At 57.5% G+C, this 19,057-nt stretch carries 17 protein-coding genes; 2 read left to right on the forward strand and 15 right to left on the reverse strand.

The window, feature by feature from the left end; translation table 11 throughout:
- Positions 1-76 precede the first annotated feature (76 nt).
- The gene (locus tag ACIQT8_RS00445; RefSeq protein ID WP_400964316.1) at positions 77-382 is read left to right on the forward strand and encodes a DUF1127 domain-containing protein; all 306 of its coding nucleotides are present in this window, start codon (positions 77-79) and stop codon (positions 380-382) included.
- Positions 383-555: 173 nt separating this feature from the next.
- Here ACIQT8_RS00445 and ACIQT8_RS00450 read toward each other — a convergent pair whose 3' ends face one another.
- From ACIQT8_RS00450 to bcp, 15 genes are all read right to left on the reverse strand, one after another.
- A complete protein-coding gene (locus tag ACIQT8_RS00450; RefSeq protein ID WP_138793877.1) occupies positions 556-960 on the reverse strand; it encodes a hypothetical protein in 405 nt (134 codons plus the stop codon).
- A 97-nt stretch (positions 961-1,057) separates the two neighbouring features.
- Positions 1,058-1,729 (reverse strand): phosphoribosylformylglycinamidine synthase subunit PurQ, encoded by a 672-nt coding sequence (gene purQ, locus ACIQT8_RS00455; RefSeq protein WP_138793876.1) that lies wholly within the window; start codon positions 1,727-1,729, stop codon positions 1,058-1,060.
- Positions 1,730-1,747: 18 nt separating this feature from the next.
- Positions 1,748-1,990 carry a phosphoribosylformylglycinamidine synthase subunit PurS gene (gene purS, locus ACIQT8_RS00460; RefSeq protein ID WP_138793875.1) on the reverse strand — a complete coding sequence of 81 codons (243 nt, stop codon included), beginning with the start codon at positions 1,988-1,990 and terminating at the stop codon, positions 1,748-1,750.
- A 33-nt stretch (positions 1,991-2,023) separates the two neighbouring features.
- Positions 2,024-2,788, reverse strand: coding sequence for a phosphoribosylaminoimidazolesuccinocarboxamide synthase (purC, locus tag ACIQT8_RS00465; protein WP_138793874.1), 765 nt, complete (start codon positions 2,786-2,788; stop codon positions 2,024-2,026).
- A 281-nt stretch (positions 2,789-3,069) separates the two neighbouring features.
- Positions 3,070-5,601, reverse strand: a complete 2,532-nt coding sequence (locus ACIQT8_RS00470) for an EAL domain-containing protein (protein WP_400962237.1) — start codon at positions 5,599-5,601, stop codon at positions 3,070-3,072.
- Positions 5,602-5,946: 345 nt separating this feature from the next.
- The gene (locus ACIQT8_RS00475) at positions 5,947-6,510 is read right to left on the reverse strand and encodes an alpha/beta hydrolase (protein ID WP_400962239.1); all 564 of its coding nucleotides are present in this window, start codon (positions 6,508-6,510) and stop codon (positions 5,947-5,949) included.
- 70 nt (positions 6,511-6,580) lie between these two features.
- Entirely contained in the window at positions 6,581-7,888 is a 1,308-nt protein-coding gene (gene purB, locus ACIQT8_RS00480) for an adenylosuccinate lyase (RefSeq protein WP_400962241.1), read from the reverse strand.
- Positions 7,889-7,948: 60 nt separating this feature from the next.
- Entirely contained in the window at positions 7,949-8,446 is a 498-nt protein-coding gene (locus ACIQT8_RS00485) for a hypothetical protein (protein ID WP_400962244.1), read from the reverse strand.
- 81 nt (positions 8,447-8,527) lie between these two features.
- Complete coding sequence (gene rpe, locus ACIQT8_RS00490) at positions 8,528-9,205, reverse strand: ribulose-phosphate 3-epimerase (RefSeq protein ID WP_138793870.1); 678 nt, start codon at positions 9,203-9,205, stop codon at positions 8,528-8,530.
- Positions 9,206-9,313: 108 nt separating this feature from the next.
- On the reverse strand, positions 9,314-10,393 hold the full coding sequence (locus ACIQT8_RS00495) for a branched-chain amino acid ABC transporter substrate-binding protein (RefSeq protein ID WP_138793928.1): 1,080 nt from the start codon (positions 10,391-10,393) through the stop codon (positions 9,314-9,316).
- A 628-nt stretch (positions 10,394-11,021) separates the two neighbouring features.
- Positions 11,022-11,282 carry a hypothetical protein gene (locus ACIQT8_RS00500; RefSeq protein ID WP_400962247.1) on the reverse strand — a complete coding sequence of 87 codons (261 nt, stop codon included), beginning with the start codon at positions 11,280-11,282 and terminating at the stop codon, positions 11,022-11,024.
- A 32-nt stretch (positions 11,283-11,314) separates the two neighbouring features.
- On the reverse strand, positions 11,315-11,752 hold the full coding sequence (locus ACIQT8_RS00505; RefSeq protein ID WP_400962250.1) for an NUDIX domain-containing protein: 438 nt from the start codon (positions 11,750-11,752) through the stop codon (positions 11,315-11,317).
- Between the two features lie 19 nt (positions 11,753-11,771).
- Positions 11,772-13,265 carry a DEAD/DEAH box helicase gene (locus ACIQT8_RS00510; protein ID WP_400962252.1) on the reverse strand — a complete coding sequence of 498 codons (1,494 nt, stop codon included), beginning with the start codon at positions 13,263-13,265 and terminating at the stop codon, positions 11,772-11,774.
- Between the two features lie 221 nt (positions 13,266-13,486).
- Positions 13,487-14,767, reverse strand: coding sequence for a M23 family metallopeptidase (locus tag ACIQT8_RS00515; RefSeq protein WP_400962255.1), 1,281 nt, complete (start codon positions 14,765-14,767; stop codon positions 13,487-13,489).
- Positions 14,768-15,083: 316 nt separating this feature from the next.
- Positions 15,084-15,551 carry a thioredoxin-dependent thiol peroxidase gene (bcp, locus tag ACIQT8_RS00520; RefSeq protein ID WP_138793866.1) on the reverse strand — a complete coding sequence of 156 codons (468 nt, stop codon included), beginning with the start codon at positions 15,549-15,551 and terminating at the stop codon, positions 15,084-15,086.
- 119 nt (positions 15,552-15,670) lie between these two features.
- Between bcp and ACIQT8_RS00525 the strand changes: the two genes are divergently transcribed.
- Positions 15,671-19,057: a DUF3971 domain-containing protein gene (locus tag ACIQT8_RS00525; protein WP_400962259.1), complete on the forward strand. Its 3,387-nt coding sequence runs from the start codon at positions 15,671-15,673 to the stop codon at positions 19,055-19,057.

Below are 19,057 nucleotides of genomic sequence, written 5' to 3' on the forward strand. Positions count from 1 at the left end.
ATTGTATCTGTCTATGAGTCAATTGTATTTATTGTTTGCGTTCAATGTGAACATAAATGGAGACAATAGGTGCAATATGCGCAAGATGGATCAATACCTTTCGACAATGGATACAATTTATCCTGACGGTTACGAACGGGAACGCGTGTTCCGCGATGCCGGTGACATGGTTGCACCGGCGCCGTTTCCGGCCAGGATCGCCCGCACGTTTATTGGTCGCGTCATTGTGCGCACATCTCAGTGGTTCATGAAGCGGTCGGGCCGTCTTGCCCTGCGCGAATTGTCCGATGAGCAATTGCTTGATATCGGTCTGACGCGTGAGGAGGCCCAGAGGGAGGCAAGCAAGGCCGATCTTCTCAACTGGCCTTCGCGATCCCTTTAGTTTTCTGTCAGCGGATCACCAACAGACCATATCAGGTTCTGCTGCCCGGTGCCTGCTGATTTTCTGCCGGAGAGCGGCGCCTTCTTTCCCCGGCGCCTTAATGCCATCGGCAGGCCCGCCATGCCAATCCCAACCGGCCTGGCGGGTCTTTTTATGTGCGGAAGGCTGTTAGATCAGCAACCCTTGCCGCCATTTGCCCAACGCTTGACGTCGGCGGCAATGCGAGACGACATACCCTCATTCATCACAGGACCGAAAGCATCGAGCTTTGCCGGATTGCCTTCCGCCTGAACGACGAGCATCGGTCTGGATTCCGGGCTGTTGCGCGGCACGAGAAGAATGCGCGGGCGGCCGGAGAAGGAATTCAGTTCGGGTGCAAGGCGGTAGGACTTGAATGCCGGGTCACCGGATTTGAACCAGCAGGCATTGGCGCCGAGCGCGATGCGCTCCATGGTCGGCAATGCTGCGTGGGAAACGGAACTGACCGGCTGCGGCTTGGGTTGGCAAGCGGCGAGGGCAAGGGCGGCAAGCGTCAGACCTGCGGCACGGCTGAAAGTAAAGCGAAGCAGGCGGCTCATCACGTTTATCCGAAAAATGAGAACAGGCGGGAGCGGCGGATAGCGGAACCGGTCCCGCCACTCTGTATCTTGTCGGCCCTTTGGGCTTTGTGCCGGATCAGGCCGCGATGACGCCGAGCGCCGATGCGAACAGGCCGCGTCCGTCGTTGCCGCCATGGGCAGCTTCGATCAGGTTTTCCGGATGCGGCATCATGCCGAGAACATTGCCCTTGGCGTTGATCACGCCGGCAATGTCGTTCAGCGAGCCGTTCGGGTTGGTGCCTTCGGCATAACGGAAAACGACCTGGCCGTTGTTTTCCAGGGCCTTCAGTTCGTCGGCTTCGACAAAGTAGTTGCCGTCATGGTGAGCAACCGGGCAACGCAGGATCTGGCCCTTGTCGTAAGCGCGGGTAAATTCGGTGTCGTTGTTGGCGACTTCGAGCTTCACTTCGCGGCAGACGAACTTCAACGATGCGTTGCGCATCAATGCACCCGGCAACATGCCGGCTTCGACGAGGATCTGGAAGCCGTTGCAGACACCAAGAACCTTGACGCCCTTTTCAGCCTTTTCACGAATGGCCTGCATGACCGGCATACGTGCAGCGATTGCGCCACAACGCAGATAGTCACCGTAGGAAAAGCCACCGGGAATGACGATCAGGTCGACATCGGGAATTTCCGTTTCCGTCTGCCAGATGGTCACGGGCGCCTTGCCGGAAATCTTGGTCAGGGCGGCGATCATGTCGCGGTCGCGGTTAAGGCCGGGAAGTTGAACGACGGCGGATTTCATGGACGGCGGCTCCTCAGCTTAGAGAATAGCGATGGCGTAGTTTTCGATAACCGTGTTGGCCAACAGTTTTTCGCACATTGCCTTCAGGTCGGCTTCGGCCTTGGCCTTGTCTGTACCGCCGACTTCGAGGTCGAACACCTTGCCCTGACGGACCTGGCCCACACCTTCGAAACCGAGGCTGCCGAGCGCGCCTTCGATTGCCTTGCCCTGCGGATCGAGAACGCCATTCTTCAGCGTAACAGTCACCCGTGCCTTGATCACCTGATCTTCTCCTGATTTCACTTAAAACGGCAGTTACTTCACCAGAACCGGGCCAGTGCCGCGGATCGGTTCGTTTTCATTGATGATGCCAAGCCGGCGCGCGACCTCGGAATAGGCTTCCAGCAGTCCGCCCATGTCACGGCGGAAACGGTCCTTGTCCATTTTTTCCTGGGTCTCGATATCCCACAGACGGCAGCTATCGGGAGAAATCTCGTCAGCGAGAATGATGCGCATCATGTCGCCTTCGAACAGGCGGCCGCATTCGATCTTGAAGTCGACGAGCTGGATGCCGACGCCAAGGAACAGGCCGGACAGGAAGTCGTTGACGCGGATCGCCAGTGCCATGATGTCATCAAGCTCGGCAGGATTTGCCCAGCCGAAAGCCGTGATGTGCTCTTCGGAGACCATCGGGTCTTCAAGTGCATCGGACTTGTAATAGAATTCGATGATCGAGCGCGGAAGAACAACGCCTTCGTCAATGCCAAGACGCTTAGATAGCGAGCCGGCGGCGACATTGCGCACGACGACCTCAAGCGGGATCATCTCGACTTCCCGGATCAATTGCTCGCGCATGTTGAGGCGGCGAATGAAGTGCGTCGGAATGCCGATCTTGTTCAGATGGGTAAAGACATATTCAGAGATGCGGTTGTTCAACACACCCTTGCCGTCGATGACTTCGTGCTTCTTCTTGTTGAAGGCGGTCGCATCGTCCTTGAAGAACTGGATGAGCGTTCCCGGCTCCGGACCTTCGTAAAGGATCTTGGCCTTGCCTTCGTAGATACGGCGGCGACGATTCATATTAGCAGGTCTCTTGGTTGACGCCGATTCTGTCGGCGTTGCGTTTCTGTCTTTGAAGCGGTCCCATAACGGAAAAGAGAGAATTCTACAATGCGGGCGGCATATCTTCCCTTCGATTCTTATGGTCTGCTGCAGGTTACGCCTGAATGATACCGTCGGTCACGATTTTTCAGCAGCGGTGCTTCATGAATATCTCATTCGTCGTGAAGACGAATGCCACGAACGCGACATCCATCAGCGAAGAAAAATTATGTTTTCACGATGGCAAAGGGGAAAGCGCCTCAAAAAGCGCGCTTGCGCGTTGGTCCCGGGCTTTCCAGGTTCAGTTGCCGCCAGGGCTGCGACTGGACGAACGGGATGATTGCCTGCTGCGGTAATGGCCGGCACAGCGCATAGCCCTGCAGGTAGTCGCAGCCAAGCTTCTGCAGCACCCTGACATGGGCTGCCGTTTCCACACCTTCGGCAACAACCTTGATGCCCAGCGAGCGGCCGATGTCGATGATCGATGTCAGCAACTTGCGCTGTTCGGACGATTGCGGTGCTGTGCGCACCAGTTGCCGGTCGACTTTCAGTACGCTCGGACTGACTTTCAGAAGGCTGACGATGGAGGCGTGGCCGGTGCCGAAATCGTCGATCTCGATATCAATGCCCATGTCTCGCAACTGGCGCAGGTTCGAAATCGCCACTTCGTCGCTATCGTCGAGGAATATCGATTCCAGCAGTTCGAAAGATACCGAGCCGGGCGGGATATCGACATTGGACAGCGACTTCATCAGTCCGGGGTCATGCAGGCGTCGCGACGAGACGTTGACGGAAATATTCGGAACATCGAGACCGGCCATATCCCAGGCTTTGAAATCCTTGATCGCCTTGTCGAGCATCATCGCATCGATTGACGAGACGACATCGAGGTCCTCGGCGATCGCGAGAAAACGATCAGGTGTCAGGATGCCTTTTTCCGGGTGCTGCCAGCGTGCCAGTGTTTCCACGCCGGCAATGTCCAGTGTCTGGGCGTCGAAACGGAACTGGTAAAAGGGGATGAATTCATCTCGTTCGAGCGCCAGCAGGATGTCATCGGACATGCGTTTGGTGTTGATGAGAATGTCCTGCGTATCGGCGGAAAAGAATTCGTAGCGGTTCCGGCCACGCTTCTTGGCGTTGTAGAGGGCAATATCGGCATTGAGCAGTATCTGCTTGGCGTCCGACGTCAGACCATAGCTGCTGGCAATGCCGATGCTGGCGCCGAGGCGACAGACATGCCCCTCAAAGTGCACGGGCTTTCGAATTTCCTTGATCAACCGGTCGGCCATCAATGCGAGCTTGCGCTGATTGCCTGAGAACCGGGAGATGACAACGAATTCGTCGCCACCGACATGGGCGACAAAATCGGCATTGCGCGCGTTCTTTTTCAAAAGCGCGGCGATGTGCTTCAGCATCATGTCACCGGTCTTGCGACCGAGTGTGTCGTTGATCTGCTTGAAGCGGTCGAGGTCGACGTGGAGAACCCCGACACCCTTGCCGTCGGCGAAACTTTCCCTGGCAAAACCGTCGAACATGGCATCGAGATAACGGCGGTTCGGCAGGTCTGTCAGATCGTCGTGGGTGGCGTTGTACTCGATCCTGGTCTTGGCCGTTTCGAGTTCGCGGTTGCGCGCCTCGGCAAGCGTCTTGGCCCGTTCCAGTTCATTGCGGAGCGCCACGTCGGCGGTGACGTCCCAGTTCACCCCGATCATCTTCTTCTGACCATCGGAATCGATGAACGGCAGAGAGCGTGCGCGAATATAACGGTACGAACCATCCGGCATGATGGCACGATACTCTTCCGAAAACGGGATCATCCGCGCGACATGGTATTCGACGTTCTTTTCGACGCGCTCGATATCGTCGGGATGAACGCGGGTTTCCCAGAGCCCGCCGACCGCTATGGTTTCCGATCGTTCGATCTGCATGATCTCGTACATGCGGTCATCCCATACGGTGATGCCGGTATCGAAATTCGCCACGAACACGCCGACCTGAGAGGCTTCGAGTGCAAGTTTCAGGGACCGCGAAATGCGCTCGACCTGATGTTCGGTTTCTTTTCTCTGTGAAATATCCGCATCCGTGCCGACAATACGCACAGGCTTGCCGTTTTCATCACGTTCGACACAGGCGCCCCGGCACTCGATCCAGACCCAGCGGCCGTCCTCGTGGCGCTCGCGATATTCGAACACAGCATAGGCTGGGTCACCGGCGTTCTGGCGTTCGATGCAATGCAGGGTATGTTCCCTGTCGTCGGGGTGTATTTTTTGCGCCCAGCGCTCAAAATCAGTTTCCAGCTCGCTGTCGTTTCTGATGCCGCGGATCTGGCGCCAGATGTCGGAGCCGTACATTTCACCGGTCGCGAAATTCTGGTCCCAGACACCGAGACCGGCGCTGACAAGCGCGCTATCCCAGCGTTTTTCGCGGAATGCGATGGCGTTTTCACGTCGTCTCTGACTGGTGACATCGGTCAGCTGAGCAAAAAGCCGCTGTTCTCCATCCACTTCCATCCTGCCGATGGACAATACGACGAAAACGTCCTGTGCGCCGTCTACAGTGGCAAGTCGGACATCGGCGGAAAAGGGCAATTGCTGCTCTGGATTGGCGAGTGCGGCCTTGATTGCTGGATGGTGATCCTTGTGGACGAGACCGAATATGCTGGTCTTGTCTGGCAGTGCGGTGAAAAGAGGAGCGTGTTCAGGTATCTGCAATACCTGGCCATCCTTGCCCAGTTCCAGCGTCGGAACCGGTAGGCTTTCGAATATGGCACTGAGAACACGATTTACGCTCAATCGATCCGGCCCATTTTGAGATGTCTTTGATATTAAATAATTTTCTTCACGCGCCTTCTACGAAGGTTAACTGTAACGTTGCCGGTTTAATCTATCGTTAAATTCACGACGGCGTTACCGAAAGTTGCGAAATGTCAATCTACAGGAAATCCGGTGTTTGCAACATGTCTAATATAAATAAGGGTCGGTTGTGAACAGTTGCATAGTCTTACGACCAATGGATAGGGCCGCTTCGGGCGCGGCGCAAGTCGAATTCTGATACAGAAGAGAAAAGGGCAGCAACGCGCGTCAGCGAATATTCGCGCGTTGATTGCTCTCGTTACAGGCGCCGGAAGAAGCCTGCGATCAGGTTTCGGTAGGCTTCAGCTTGCTCAGGAACTGCGCAAAGACCATGCCACCTTCCGGCCAGGGGCCATGGCCGGACTCGGCGTTGATATGTCCGGACATTCCGGCATCGATCAGCAGCGAACCCCAGGCCGCAGCAATTTCGTAGGCATGTTCGTAAGAGCCGAACGGATCGTTCCTGCTGGCGATGGTGATGGTCGGGAACGGCAGTGGATCGCGCGGGTAGGGGCCAAACGTCATCAGGTGTTTCGGCCTGATCGCATCGTTGGCGACGTCAGGCGGGGCAACCAGAAGTGCGCCCGTTACCTTCTTGCCAATCTCGGGCAGGGCATGGATCACGGTTGGAACGCCGAGCGAATGGGCAACGATGACAACCGGTCTGGTTGAGGCGTTGACCTCTTCGACCAGCCTTGCCACCCAGTCTTCCTTTACCGGTTTTGACCATTCCGCCTGCTCAACCCGGCGCGCTGTGGAAAGCTTGCGCTCCCAACGGCTCTGCCAGTGGTCGGGGCCGGAATTGGTGTAACCGGGTACAATAAGAATATCTGCTTCTGAAACCTTCATGGGCCCATATCTGTGTTGCAATAACGGCGCGATCAAGATCGCGCCGTTACTATCTTTTCTGATTTTGTTCTTAAGCGTTGCCGAAGACGCGCTTGAAGATCGTGTCGACGTGCTTGGTGTGGTAGCCGAGGTCGAACTTCTCGCGGATAACCTCTTCGGAAAGAGCTTCGCGGACTTCGTCGTCGCCCAGAAGCTCTTCAAGGAAGTCTGCGCCGTGTTCCCAGACCTTCATGGCGTTGCGCTGGACAAGGCGATATGCGTCTTCACGAGACACGCCTGCCTGCGTGAGCGCCAGGAGAACGCGCTGCGAATGTACCAGACCGCGGAACTTGTTCATGTTCTTCAGCATGTTGTCCGGGTAGATCACCAGCTTCTCGATAACGCCGGCCAGACGGTTCAGCGCGAAGTCGAGGGTGATGGTGGTGTCGGGACCGATGCCGCGCTCCACGGAGGAGTGGCTGATGTCACGCTCGTGCCAGAGGGCAACGTTTTCCAGCGCCGGAACAACCGACATGCGTACCAGGCGGGCAAGACCCGTCAGGTTCTCGGTCAGCACGGGGTTGCGCTTGTGCGGCATGGCCGAAGAACCCTTCTGGCCCGGAGAGAAGAACTCTTCGGCTTCCAGCACTTCGGTGCGCTGCATGTGGCGGATTTCGATCGCGACGTTTTCGATCGACGAGGCGATGACGCCAAGGATCGCGAAGAACATGGCGTGGCGGTCGCGCGGAATGACCTGGGTCGAAACCGGCTCCGGCGCAAGACCGAGCGCTTTGCAGACATGTTCTTCCACGGAAGGATCGATGTTGGCGAATGTTCCGACGGCGCCGGAGATGGCGCCAGTGGCAATTTCAGCGCGGGCGTTGACGAGGCGGGCGCGGTTGCGATCCATCTCCGCGTAGAAGCGGGCAAATGTCAGGCCCATCGTGGTCGGCTCGGCATGAATGCCGTGGCTGCGGCCGATGCGCACCGTGTTCTTGTGTTCGAAAGCGCGTGTCTTCAACGCGGCCAGCAGCCGGTCCATGTCGGCCAGAAGCAGGTCAGCGGCGCGAACGAGCTGAATGTTCAGCGTCGTGTCGAGAACGTCGGAGGAGGTCATGCCCTGGTGCACGAAACGGCTGTCGGGGCCGACGAATTCGGCAAGGTGCGTCAGGAAGGCAATGACGTCGTGCTTGGTTACAGCTTCGATTTCATCGATGCGCGCCACATCGAAGTTGGCGCTGCCGCCCTTTTCCCAGATCGTCTTAGCTGCGGACTTCGGAATGACGCCGATTTCGGCCAGCGCGTCGCAGGCATGGGCCTCAATCTCGAACCAGATGCGGAATTTTGTTTCCGGCGACCAGATAGCGACCATTTCCGGCCGGGAGTAACGAGGGATCATGGCAAGGGCTTTCTTTGTGGAGGAAATTTGCTGCCCGTTTAGCAAAGTGTTCCGGCAATCTCAATGCGTGCGGCGGCAAAGTATGGCGCTGGCCAGAAGGATCGGCAAAAGCGCATAAGGAAAATACAGGCGAAGACCGATGACCGAGAACTGGTAGATGGCGCCAAGCGACGTGAAGAGCTGCTGAAAGAACCAGATGCGCGAGAAGACGGGTGCGTGCCACTGCGCATAAAAGACGCGGTATTGCAGAGCGAAGATGAGGGCGGTGACAAGAAATGTGGAGATGGCCACCAGGATGAAGGCCGTGCCGAAGCGGATGGCATTCGGGCTTGCTGGTGGCACGACACAGAATGCGGCGGCGGCGACCAACCAGCCGAGCACTCCGCCGACGAAGAACAGCACTGCGATGGTAAGGAAATTGTCGGTTTCGAGCCTGTTCTGCAGATAGAGGCCGACCGATGCCGTTGCCGACGAACAGATGCCCCATGCCACCGCGCCAAACGACAGGGCGAGCACTCCGGGAAACCTGTCGTAAAAATGCTGACCGTCGTTACGCATCAAAGCACTCTAGAAGCACTTGCAGGGTTGCTGTCGGCATGGTCGCATGTCGCCCCGAGCGGTCAGGGCGACATATGGGGTTCAGCGACGTCCCGTTTCGGCGGCAGCGCGCAATGCGGCAACCGTCTTGCGGTAGTCGTCGACGCCATCTCCCTTGAACACGGCCGAGCCCGCCACGAGGGCGTTGGCGCCAGCGGCGATGATAGCAGGTGCGGTCTCAACCGTCACGCCGCCGTCAACTTCGAGTTCGATCGGACGTTCACCGATCATCGTTTTGGTTGCTCGGATCTTGTCGAGCATGGCGGGAATGAATTTCTGACCGCCAAAGCCCGGATTGACGCTCATGATGAGGATCAGATCGACATCATCAAGAACGTTTTCGATGACCGAAAGCGGTGTGGCGGGATTGAGTGTCACACCAACCTTCTTGCCGAGCGAGCGGATGGTCTGCAACGAACGGTGCAGATGCGGTCCGGCTTCGGCATGTACGGTGATGCTGTCACAGCCTGCCTTGGCGAAGGCTTCCAGATAGGGGTCTACGGGCGCAATCATCAGGTGGCAGTCGAAGAATGCCTTGCTGTGCGGGCGCAGTGCCTTGATGACGTCGGGGCCGAAGGAGATGTTGGGAACGAAATGGCCGTCCATGACATCGAGGTGAATCCAGTCCGCGCCGGCCTCCGTAACGTCCGCGACCTCCTGTCCCAGCTTGGCAAAATTGGATGCCAGAATGGATGGGGCGATCCGGATGGGCAGGGACATGGGCATACTCCTCTCAGCGCGTTTGCTGCGGTGCCTTTAACATCAAGCGATGCCCTTTGAAACGGCTTTACAGCCGGTTCGGACGGGTTTTTTAGGTGGCGTGGCCAACTATTGCTTTTCCGCCCTCTCGGTCGGCTCAAAGCGTTGGCCGTTCCAACGTTGCAGGCCGTATGGGTTCGCCGCAAACTCGTGCGAAGGGTTGAAAGCGATGTCGCCAATGACGGTTTTGAATGCGGTGCCGCTTGCCAGAAGTTCGGACGCCGGCTTGTTTTGCGCCTGCACCATTTCAACAAGCGCTGCCGTCAGCTCTGTCGCTGCGTAAGACGGCAGGACATAACCCTCGGGTTCGATGTTTGCCGCCCGCAATTCACCCGTCACTGCCTGGGCAGAAGGCAGGGTGTCGTAGGCTGGGCGCGTTACGGCCAGAACATTGGGGGGGAGGGCGACGGGGTTGTTGGCTGCGGCCATCGCATCGCCACCCATGATCGTCAGGGCAATGTTCTCCGTGCCGGCATCTCTTGCAATGATGGCGACATCGTTGCGCTCTGCGCCAACGAATACATGTGTCACCCCGGTTCGTGCCAGCCTGCGCACCAGTGCGACCTGCTGTTCCTGGGTGGGGCGCATGGTGTCGGCCAGCGTCGGCTTCAGGCCGTTTTCCTCGAGGGCGGAGCGAACCCGGTCAACAAGTTCGCGGCTGTATATCGTGCCGTCATCGACCAGGCCGATGGGGTGACCCTTCCAGTCGCGCAGGATGATTTCAGCCACCTTATCGGATTCCGCCTTGTCGGACGGGGCGAAACGAAACAGTGGCCAGCCATATTTCAGGGCGTCTTCCATCAGGATGGGCGCACGGCTGGAGAGTGTGATGGCCGGTATGGCGGCAGACTTGAGCGGTGGCAGGACGCCCTGCAGCGTTTCGGTGCACAGGAAACCGATTGCCGCGCTGACCTTGGCGGCAACGAGCCCATCAGCAATGGCGCCGCCGCTGCCGTCTTCGCAGCTTTCATGAATTTCGATCACATCGAGACCCAGCTTGGCCGCTGCCGCCTTTGCGCCCTGCCGGATCTGCTGTCCCAAAAGTTCGAACGGACCATTCTGGGGAGCGACAATGCCAATTGTTGCCGCGCTTGCTGCGCCCGCGAAGGCAAGACTGGCGATAAAGGGCAGCAGGCAAAGAGAACGCATCACGTGATCGAAATCCTATTTTCACGGTCTGATTGTTTATCGGCAGGATCGCGTTTTCAAAAGGAAAAATAACGTCAAAGCGACCATAAGCTGATACCGGCTACCGAAATGTTTTCCCGGGTCAATGTTTCGGGCACAAAGATTCGGGTTCGGACGCGCCAGGGTTGTTGAAATTCACCAGGTAGAGGAAAAGCTGATCTTCAGTCCTGTTCGCATCGCCTCTTTGCAAGTGAAAATCAGGATACATGAATATTTAAGTATACTTGAATGTGCGATGGTCGTTTTTTAGTTTATAAAACTGTAACGCGAGGGCGATATAACCTGAAGATTGTATCTGGCAAGATTACATTTCTGCTTTCTACAGTGCAGCCGAAAAAAATGCCCATTTTGTTTTCACTTGGTTAATCTATTGATTTATTTTTGTAATGGCTCATTTTTTCTTTCGCAGTCGCGTAGTTTTCTCTGGTTTTTTCGCATTTGCGAGAAGATGTGCTTGACGAAAAGTAAATGTTTCGCTTAGATATAGGTGTTTCAGGGGACGACTGAAATTGGCTCTTTTGAGCCTCGGAAGTGTTCCGAATATAAGCACTGCCAGACTATATTGGACTCGATATTCTATCCTTTTTTATTACGTACCAACCGCTTCGGGCAACTGAAGCGGTTTTTTACGCGGGATAATATGAGGCAACTCTGGGTTGTGTTGTTCCAGCCCTGCAAAAGCTGAAGCTTCCGACATGTTTTTCGTCAAAAGAGCTCCCTGCGCAATCTCGGTACGCATTTCCGGTGTCTGATCGTCTGTCGTGAGGCCTGCTGCAATCCGGGCGCGAATCGTCACTCGCCGAGGCCATGACGCAAATGGTTGCCGGTTGCTTTCTACATGAATTTTCAAGCGCGCACTTCTATGACGTGCTGCGCCGTACCCTAACTCTGATGGACCGGGTGGTGCTTGAGCGCCGTCAATGCGTCTTTTGCGAAGGCGGAGAGGGGTTCCGGAAGCTGATCCAGTGCGAACCAGCCGATCTCGGACAGTTTGTCCGGTTCCGTCAATGTGGGCTCGCCCTGGAAATCGCGAGCTAGATATATCAGGGAAACCCAGTGCTGGTTATCGGAGGCCAGCGCCAGTTCGCTGTGGCAGAGGAAATCCACCTGGCCGATCGCCAGCCCCGTTTCCTCTTCGGCCTCGCGTTTTGCCGCGATATGAGCCGGCTCCATATGGTCGACTTTTCCGCCTGGAATGCTCCAGTGTTCCGCTTCCGGCGCCTTTACGCGCCGGCAAAGCAGCAGTTTTTCATCGCGCAGAATAACGAGACCCGCGCCGACGCCAGGAAAATCGAGGCCCGGTTTGCCTGGAGAGGTCATCGTTTGCCCTTCCGGCAGATCAGCTCTTGGCGTTTGCCACGATCAGCATGAATGCCGGAATGTCGTCGCCGAAGCCAACCGGTGTCGGGCCATCGTCGTGGTCACGGTAATGACGGCGACGGTCGCGGTTGTCGTCGTTGGCGTGGCCAGGGCTGCGGCGATCGGAATGACGGGGCGCTTTTTCCGCTTTGCGTTCTGCCTTCACTTTGTCTTCTCCGTGAACCGCGACATCCGCTTCCGTTGCGGATTGTGCGCCCTTGTTGATTGTTTCGTTCTGCTGCGTGTTGTCACGACGGTTTTTGTCGCGACCCTTGCCGCCACGTTCCTTGTTGCCGCGACGTCCACCGTTGTCATGGCTTTCCATGGGAGCGGGCAGGGCGGAAAGGTCGCCGTTCAGCCACTCGATGTTTTCGCCGATCAGTTTTTCGATGGCGTCGAGATATTTCGTGTCGCTTTTGGTGACGATGGTGAAGGCCTTACCCGACCGTCCAGCGCGGCCGGTACGGCCGATGCGGTGAACGTAGTCTTCCGAATGGATCGGAATGTCGAAGTTGAAGACGTGGCTGACGTCAGGAATATCCAGACCGCGTGCCGCGACATCGGACGCGACGAGCAGTTTCAGGTTTCCGTCCTTGAAGTTCTGCAGCATGGTCATGCGCGTACGCTGATCCATGTCGCCATGCAGCGCGCCGACCGAGAAGCCGTGCCGGTCGAGTGAGCGGAACAGCTCGGAGACATCCTTCTTGCGGTTGCAGAAGATAATGGCGTTCTTCAGTTCCTGCTCTTCGGCGCGGATCAGGTCGCGCAGCATGGCGCGCTTCTCATAATCCTTGTTGTGCGCAGCAACGATGCGCTGGGCGACCGTTTTTGCCGTGGAAGAAGGCTTGGCAACTTCAACACGGGCCGGGTTCTGCAGGAAGCGGTCCGCAAGCTTCTGGATCTCCGTCGGCATGGTTGCCGAGAAGAACAGCGTCTGGCGGGTAAATGGAATCATCTTCGCAATGCGCTCGATGTCCGGAATGAAGCCCATGTCCAGCATGCGGTCGGCTTCATCGATGACGAGAATTTCGACACCGGTCATCAGAAGCTTGCCGCGCTCGCAATGGTCGAGAAGGCGGCCGGGGGTGCAGATCAACACGTCTGCGCCACGCTCAAGCTTGCGGTCCTGCTCTTCGAAGGAGACGCCGCCGATCAGCAGCGCGACGTTCAGCTTGTGATTCTTGCCGTATTTTTCGAAGTTTTCGGCAACCTGCGCTGCGAGTTCGCGCGTCGGCTCGAGAATCAGCGTACGCGGCATTCTGGCGCGTGCGCGGCCCTTCTCCAGAAGGGTGAGCATCGGCAGAACGAAGGAAGCCGTTTTCCCCGTTCCGGTCTGTGCGATGCCACAGATATCGCGTCTTTCCAGCGCAGGCGGAATAGCGCCCGCCTGAATGGGCGTCGGCGTTGTGTAGCCGGCATCTGCAATAGCGGAAAGAACTTTTTGGCTCAGGCCAAGATCAGAGAATGTTGTCAAAGGAAGAACTTTTTCCGTTCTGGTTCAATAAGAACGCCCGCATGCGGCGAAAGCGCCTGCAAGACTGTGGCGCGGGGATATGCCTAAAACGCCTGAAAGTCAAGGAAACAACGGGTGATTGTGCTTTAAAGACGTCATGCAGGCCAAGCTACATGCGCTTTCAAGCAATTTTCCGGAGATTGTCTAAAACAAGAGAAAAATCCGCGATAAAATCGCTACTCTTATTTGAGATATGTTTTCAGCTCCGATCCGGCAACAAGAAAGCGCATCGGATCGACTGGCGCGTCATTGCGGCGAACTTCGTAGTGGATGTGCGGGCCGGTGGAACGGCCTGTGCTGCCGGCGCGGCCGATCACGTCGCCGGTGTCGATCTTGTCGCCGGGCTTGACCAGAATGGCGGACAGGTGACCGAAGCGGGTGGATACGCCCTGACCGTGATCGATCTCGACCATATTGCCATAACCGCCCGAGTTTTCAGCGATTGTGACGGTACCCGCGCCGGTTGCCTTGACGTTGGCGCCGGTCTCGGCACGAAAGTCGATGCCCGTATGCAAGGCTGGCCGACCGAGAAAGGGATCGAGACGGTTGCCGAAGCGGCTGGTGATGGTGCGGCCGGGAGCGGGGTTGCCAAACGGCATGCCGGTTGCGGTTTCCTTGACGAGATCGAGCCGGTTGAGGGCGTTGTCCAGGCTGGCAAGCGAGACATTGAACGGGTCGTTTTCAGCCGGTTGCGGGGCGGCATAGGGACCACCAACATCCTGGTTTCCGGCTTCGTCAATTTTCAGGCCTGCCTGGCGAATGATGTCCTGCATCGCTGTCGCCTTGTTTTCGGCGTCGGCGGTGAGTTCAGCGATTCGCGATATCTGCTGGCGTTCGATGTCTTTCAAAGACAGCGTGACTTTGGAGAAAATCCGGTCGGCGCGGTCGGAAGGTGTCTCGCCGCTACCCGGCGCGTAAAACACCTGCTTTTCGGATTTGGGTGCCTTGTCGGGCTGCATCAGCTTTTCGATGGCGGAAACGCCGCGTCCCTTGTCGGCGCTTTTCTCCGGAAGAAGTGCGTTCGAGAAGGCCGAGGGAGTTGCAGCAGGCGTGATGCCGGCATTTTCGGCACGCTCCATCAACTCGCTCATGCGCCCATGTCGGGAGGTGAGGGCGGTCTGCTGATCAAGAAGTTTTTCGACTTTTCTTTCAACAACTTGCTGATCGAGCAATTGGCGTGATGTGACGCGGTCCACCTGCGCGCGCAAGGCCGCAATCCGGTCTTCATAATCGTGCTGCATGCGTGTCTGTCGCGCCATTGTCGCGCCGATCAGATCGTCTCTGAGAATAAGGTAGGACGTTGCGCCGAGATAGGCGAGCGACAAAGCGCCAGCCACGGAAACGGCGAGGGCAGTCATCCAGGGGCGTATCGTCAGATGCCTTACCCTGTCGCCGCTTGCCAGAATCAGGACGTGCTGCTTACGCTTCTTTCCGAACCCCGGTTGTTCTGCCGTCTGAGCCAAAATCTCTCTCCAGCCTGTCCGTGTGCCAGAGAAAATCATATTTCGTTAAGGTTAACGAAGTTTTGCCATGGAGCCGGGAATGCTTGCCAGATCAGCGTTTCAGCTGTGGCGGATGGCTGTCAGGGATCGGTGGGAGGAGGGCGTGAGGTCGGCTTCCGCAAAGGCGAGATTACATGTGGCTGCCTTCTGGTGCGTGCTGAAACCGTCAATGGCCAGATGTCGGAGACTGCCTGCCGGACCGTTCCGGTAGGAATAGTATTAGGGGTAAGTGGCGGCGCGCACGTCGCCCGTCGTGTCAGGCACACCGACAGCGATGTCAGAGCTTTTTGGCAGCGTCCAGAACAGCCTCGGCGTGTCCGGCAACCTTCACCTTGTTCCAGATTTCGGCAATGGTGCCGTCGGGTGCGACGAGAAAGGTCGTGCGCTCGACGCCCATGTATTTCTTGCCGTACATGCTTTTTTCCTTCCAGACGCCGTAGGCTTCGGCGACGGTCTTTTCTTCGTCTGCCGCCAGCATCACGGTCAGCGAGTGTTTTGCCGCGAATTTGTCGTGGCTTTTGACAGAATCGGGCGAGATGCCAATCACAACCGTATTGGCTGCCTCGAACTGTGCGCCGAGCGCGCTGAAATCGATGGCTTCAGCCGTGCAGCCGGACGTATCGTCCTTCGGGTAGAAGTAAAGTACGACTGCCTTGCCCTTGAGGTCGGTCAGTGTCACCGTTCCGCCGCCATTGCGCGGTAGAGTGAAGTCAGGAGCTGGGCTGCCGATCGTCGTATCTGTCATAATCCACCTTTCTTTCACCGGGATGTTGAGTGAAACTCACCAGATTCGGTATATAGCGAAACGAAGCGTCGTCCAGTATTGCGGCGAAACAAAAGCTTTCCGGGAGCAGACACGGGCGTATGGCGGAAATACGGGGTGAAAGGGTCACGTTCGGCAAGCGCGATATCGTTCGGCTGCACGATCTTCCTTCGGCAAAGGCCGAAGATCCGATCATCGTGCATTGCCCGGCGCCGCGCTCGATGCTGCGCACCTTTACGAAGATATTTACGGCCCTTTTCGTTCTCGCTTTCCTGTCGATTGGCGGCATCATCCTGTCGGTAGAGACCGGCTCTATCGACAAAACCCTGTCGGCACAGGCGCAGCAGGCGCTGGAAAAGGCGCTTGGTCCCCATTACAGCGCCCGCATCGGCTCTTCGGCCATTCGCTTTTCAACCGGATTGCGGCTGGCGCTTGTGGCGCGTGACGTCGATATCATCGATCAGGCCTCCGGCCAGCACATGAGCCGGGCGCGTGCCATTGGTATGGCGCTCGACCCGCTGGCGCTTCTTGCCGGCCGCGTTTCCGTGCAGAGCCTTGAAGCTGACGGGATGGAACTCGATACAGCGCTTCTGCCCAAGGGCAATGGCTTTGATCCCACCAAGATCAAGATCGACGCGATCCCGGATGCCTTGCAATCGGCATTCCTGCAGCTCGATAATTTTGCACAGGCATTCCGGGTCAGCGGCACGGAGCAGATCACCATTTCGGATGTCTCTGTGCATTTGCCCCCCAGCAATGAGGGCAAGTTACGGACGATCCAGTTGCAGGAGTTGTCCCTCTCGCCGGATGCGGAGGGTGGTTACACCATCGATGGCGAAGCGATCTTCAACAACGAGGTTGCCAGCCTGTCGCTCAAGACATCGGGGACCGGTGGGGTTATCGAAGGTTTTCAGGCCCGTCTCGATGGTTTCGATGTCGGGCCGCTGCTTGAGAAATACGATCCGCAAGGCAGCCTGCACGAAGGCCTGAACGTCAAGGCGGGTGTGAATATCGCCGCCCATCGCGGCGGAGAGGGGCGTGAGCCGCAGCTTTCGGTTTCTCTGGGCGTGGGCAACGGTACGCTGCTGATCGCAGGGGAAGCCCAGCCGGTCTCCGGCGGCACGATCAATGCGCGGTACGACTTTGCCAACACGTCGCTGGCGATCGACAATTCGCGGCTCGAGTTCGGTCGAACGATCCTTCCGATTGCCGGAGAGATCAAGGACACGGACGAGGGTTTCGGTCTTGCCTTGAGGATCGACAACGCCGTGGCGTCGGCAGAGGCTTCCGGCGAGCCGCCGGTTCCTTTCAATCTGAAAGCTGACGGGCAGTTCACGGCTGCGGCAAGGCAACTGGATATCTCCTCGCTCTATGTCAGCTCTCCGCTCGGTGACATGGCGGGGTCGCTCAAGATCCGTTTTGGTGAACAGGGTTCACCTGAAATCAGCTTCGGCGGTCAGATCCCGAAAATGGAGGCAACGGCGGTCAAGCAGCTCTGGCCGTTCTGGATGGCGCATAAGCCGCGCGACTGGGTGGTGTCGAACCTGTTCGGCGGGACCGTCACCAATGGTTCGATCGCGGTGTTCATTCCGCAGGGACGCATGTGCGGTCCCGGTTGCCCGCTGATTCTCGGCAAAAGCGAGATGCAGATCCGCTTCGATATTGCCGATACGCGGTTGAACACCACAGGCAACATTCCGCCGTTGCGGGATGCCAGTGCCCATTTCCAGCTTTCCGGCGAAGAGATCGATGTCGATATTTCGCGGGCGACATCCTACTTCCCTTCCAACCGTTCCCTGACACTGGAAAACAGCCGTTTTTCGATCGATTCGGTCTATGAGAAGCCGCTGCTTGCCAATCTCGACCTGAACATTGCCGGGGCTGCGGATGCGGTGGCGGAGCTTGCCACCTTCCACCCGATCAATGCGCTCAAGGATACCGAGTTCAAACCGGAAGATTTTACCGGCGACGTCAAAGCCCAAGCAAAGCTCGTGGTCGGGTTGCTGAGCAGTCAGGCTCCGCCACCGCCGGTCTGGTCGGCGGAGCTGAACCTCAAGGGGCTGGCACTGGCGCGGCCTTTTGCCGGTCGCAGCGTGACGGCCGTTGACGGCACGATGACGCTGAACGACCAGCAGCTCGTGCTGCAGGGCAAAGGCCGGATCGATGACGTGCCGATGGACATCGCGCTGACGGAACCCGTGCGCAAGAACGGCAACGTTCCCCGCCAGCTTGCCCTCAAGGCGTCTCTGAACGAAAATCAGGTGGCGAAACTTGCGCCGGAGCTGACGACGGTTCTCGGCGGCACCACGACGCTGGAGGTCAGCGGGGCCGATCCCAAGCATCAGGAGGTCAAGCTCGATCTCACCCGAGCATCGATCATCCTGCCGGGCATCGGCTGGAGCAAGGGGATCGGTATCCCCGCCAGCGCAGAGTTTTCGATGGAGACGGTCGATGGCCGTACGAACATCAATGACTTTTCGCTCGACGGTGACGGCTTTGGCGCGGCCGGCAATATTGCCTTCAACAAGAACGGTCTGATTTCCGCAGATCTGGACAGGCTGAAACTATCGTCTTCCGACGATTATGCTGTTTCTGTCGTTGCATCCAAGAACAGTTACATCATCACCGCCAACGGAAAATCGATCGACCTTCGGCCCCTGATTTCCAAATTGCGCAATCCCGCAGGCACCGGGGATGGCACGCCACGTTCGCAACCCTCACTCGCCATCAAGGCGCAGATCGACAAGGTCTACGGTTTCAACAACGAGGTTCTCTCCAACGTCAATGCGGACGTCAATCTGCGCGAAGGCCAGATACGTTCGGTCGATTTTCGCGGTGTAACGGGCAATGGCCAGGCCGTCGTGGCGCAGACCACCAACAAGGCGTCATCCGGCACCATCACTCTGACAAGCAGCGATGCCGGTTCGCTTGCCCGCTTTGCCGATCTTTATACGCGTCTGCGTGGCGGCCTCGTCAATCTGGCGCTGACGACCAGCAACGGCACGTCCTGGAGCGGTTCGCTCGACCTGCGCAACTTCTCCGTCGTCAACGAGGCCAAGCTGCAGGATATCGTTGCGACGCCGACAGGTGAGGATGGGCGCAGCCTCAACACGGCTGTTCGCCGCAACATCGATGTGAGCTCGGAAAAGTTTCAGCGCGGTTTTGCGCGGATTGTCTACGTCAATGGCTCGATTGCTGTCGAAAACGGTGTGGTGCGAGGCGAACAGATCGGCGCGACCTTCCAGGGCCTGTTGAAAGACCAGAGCGGCAGGATGGAAATGACTGGCACCTTCATGCCGGCTTATGGCCTGAACCGTCTGTTCGGCGAGTTGCCGTTCATCGGCATCTTCCTCGGAAATGGTCGTGACCGTGGTCTGCTCGGCATCACCTTCAAGCTTTCAGGGCAGGCGAACCAGCCAACGCTGACGATCAATCCTCTGTCGCTGATCGCGCCGGGCGTCTTCCGGCAGATCTTCGAGTTCCAATAA

The sequence above is a fragment of the Agrobacterium sp. NPDC090273 genome (assembly GCF_044772305.1).
In the GTDB taxonomy this organism is placed as follows: Bacteria; Pseudomonadota; Alphaproteobacteria; order Rhizobiales; family Rhizobiaceae; genus Agrobacterium.

Excerpts from the sequence above, each read along its gene's own strand:
- ACIQT8_RS00445 (WP_400964316.1), top strand. The coding sequence starts at position 77 with ATGCGCAAGATGGATCAATACCTTTCGACAATGGATACAATTTATCCT.
- ACIQT8_RS00450 (WP_138793877.1), bottom strand. The coding sequence starts at position 960 with ATGAGCCGCCTGCTTCGCTTTACTTTCAGCCGTGCCGCAGGTCTGACG.
- purQ (WP_138793876.1), bottom strand. The coding sequence starts at position 1,729 with ATGAAATCCGCCGTCGTTCAACTTCCCGGCCTTAACCGCGACCGCGAC.
- purC (WP_138793874.1), bottom strand. The coding sequence starts at position 2,788 with ATGAATCGTCGCCGCCGTATCTACGAAGGCAAGGCCAAGATCCTTTAC.
- ACIQT8_RS00475 (WP_400962239.1), bottom strand. The coding sequence starts at position 6,510 with ATGAAGGTTTCAGAAGCAGATATTCTTATTGTACCCGGTTACACCAAT.
- purB (WP_400962241.1), bottom strand. The coding sequence starts at position 7,888 with ATGATCCCTCGTTACTCCCGGCCGGAAATGGTCGCTATCTGGTCGCCG.
- ACIQT8_RS00485 (WP_400962244.1), bottom strand. The coding sequence starts at position 8,446 with ATGCGTAACGACGGTCAGCATTTTTACGACAGGTTTCCCGGAGTGCTC.
- rpe (WP_138793870.1), bottom strand. The coding sequence starts at position 9,205 with ATGTCCCTGCCCATCCGGATCGCCCCATCCATTCTGGCATCCAATTTT.
- ACIQT8_RS00495 (WP_138793928.1), bottom strand. The coding sequence starts at position 10,393 with ATGCGTTCTCTTTGCCTGCTGCCCTTTATCGCCAGTCTTGCCTTCGCG.
- ACIQT8_RS00505 (WP_400962250.1), bottom strand. The coding sequence starts at position 11,752 with ATGACCTCTCCAGGCAAACCGGGCCTCGATTTTCCTGGCGTCGGCGCG.
- bcp (WP_138793866.1), bottom strand. The coding sequence starts at position 15,551 with ATGACAGATACGACGATCGGCAGCCCAGCTCCTGACTTCACTCTACCG.
- ACIQT8_RS00525 (WP_400962259.1), top strand. The coding sequence starts at position 15,671 with ATGGCGGAAATACGGGGTGAAAGGGTCACGTTCGGCAAGCGCGATATC.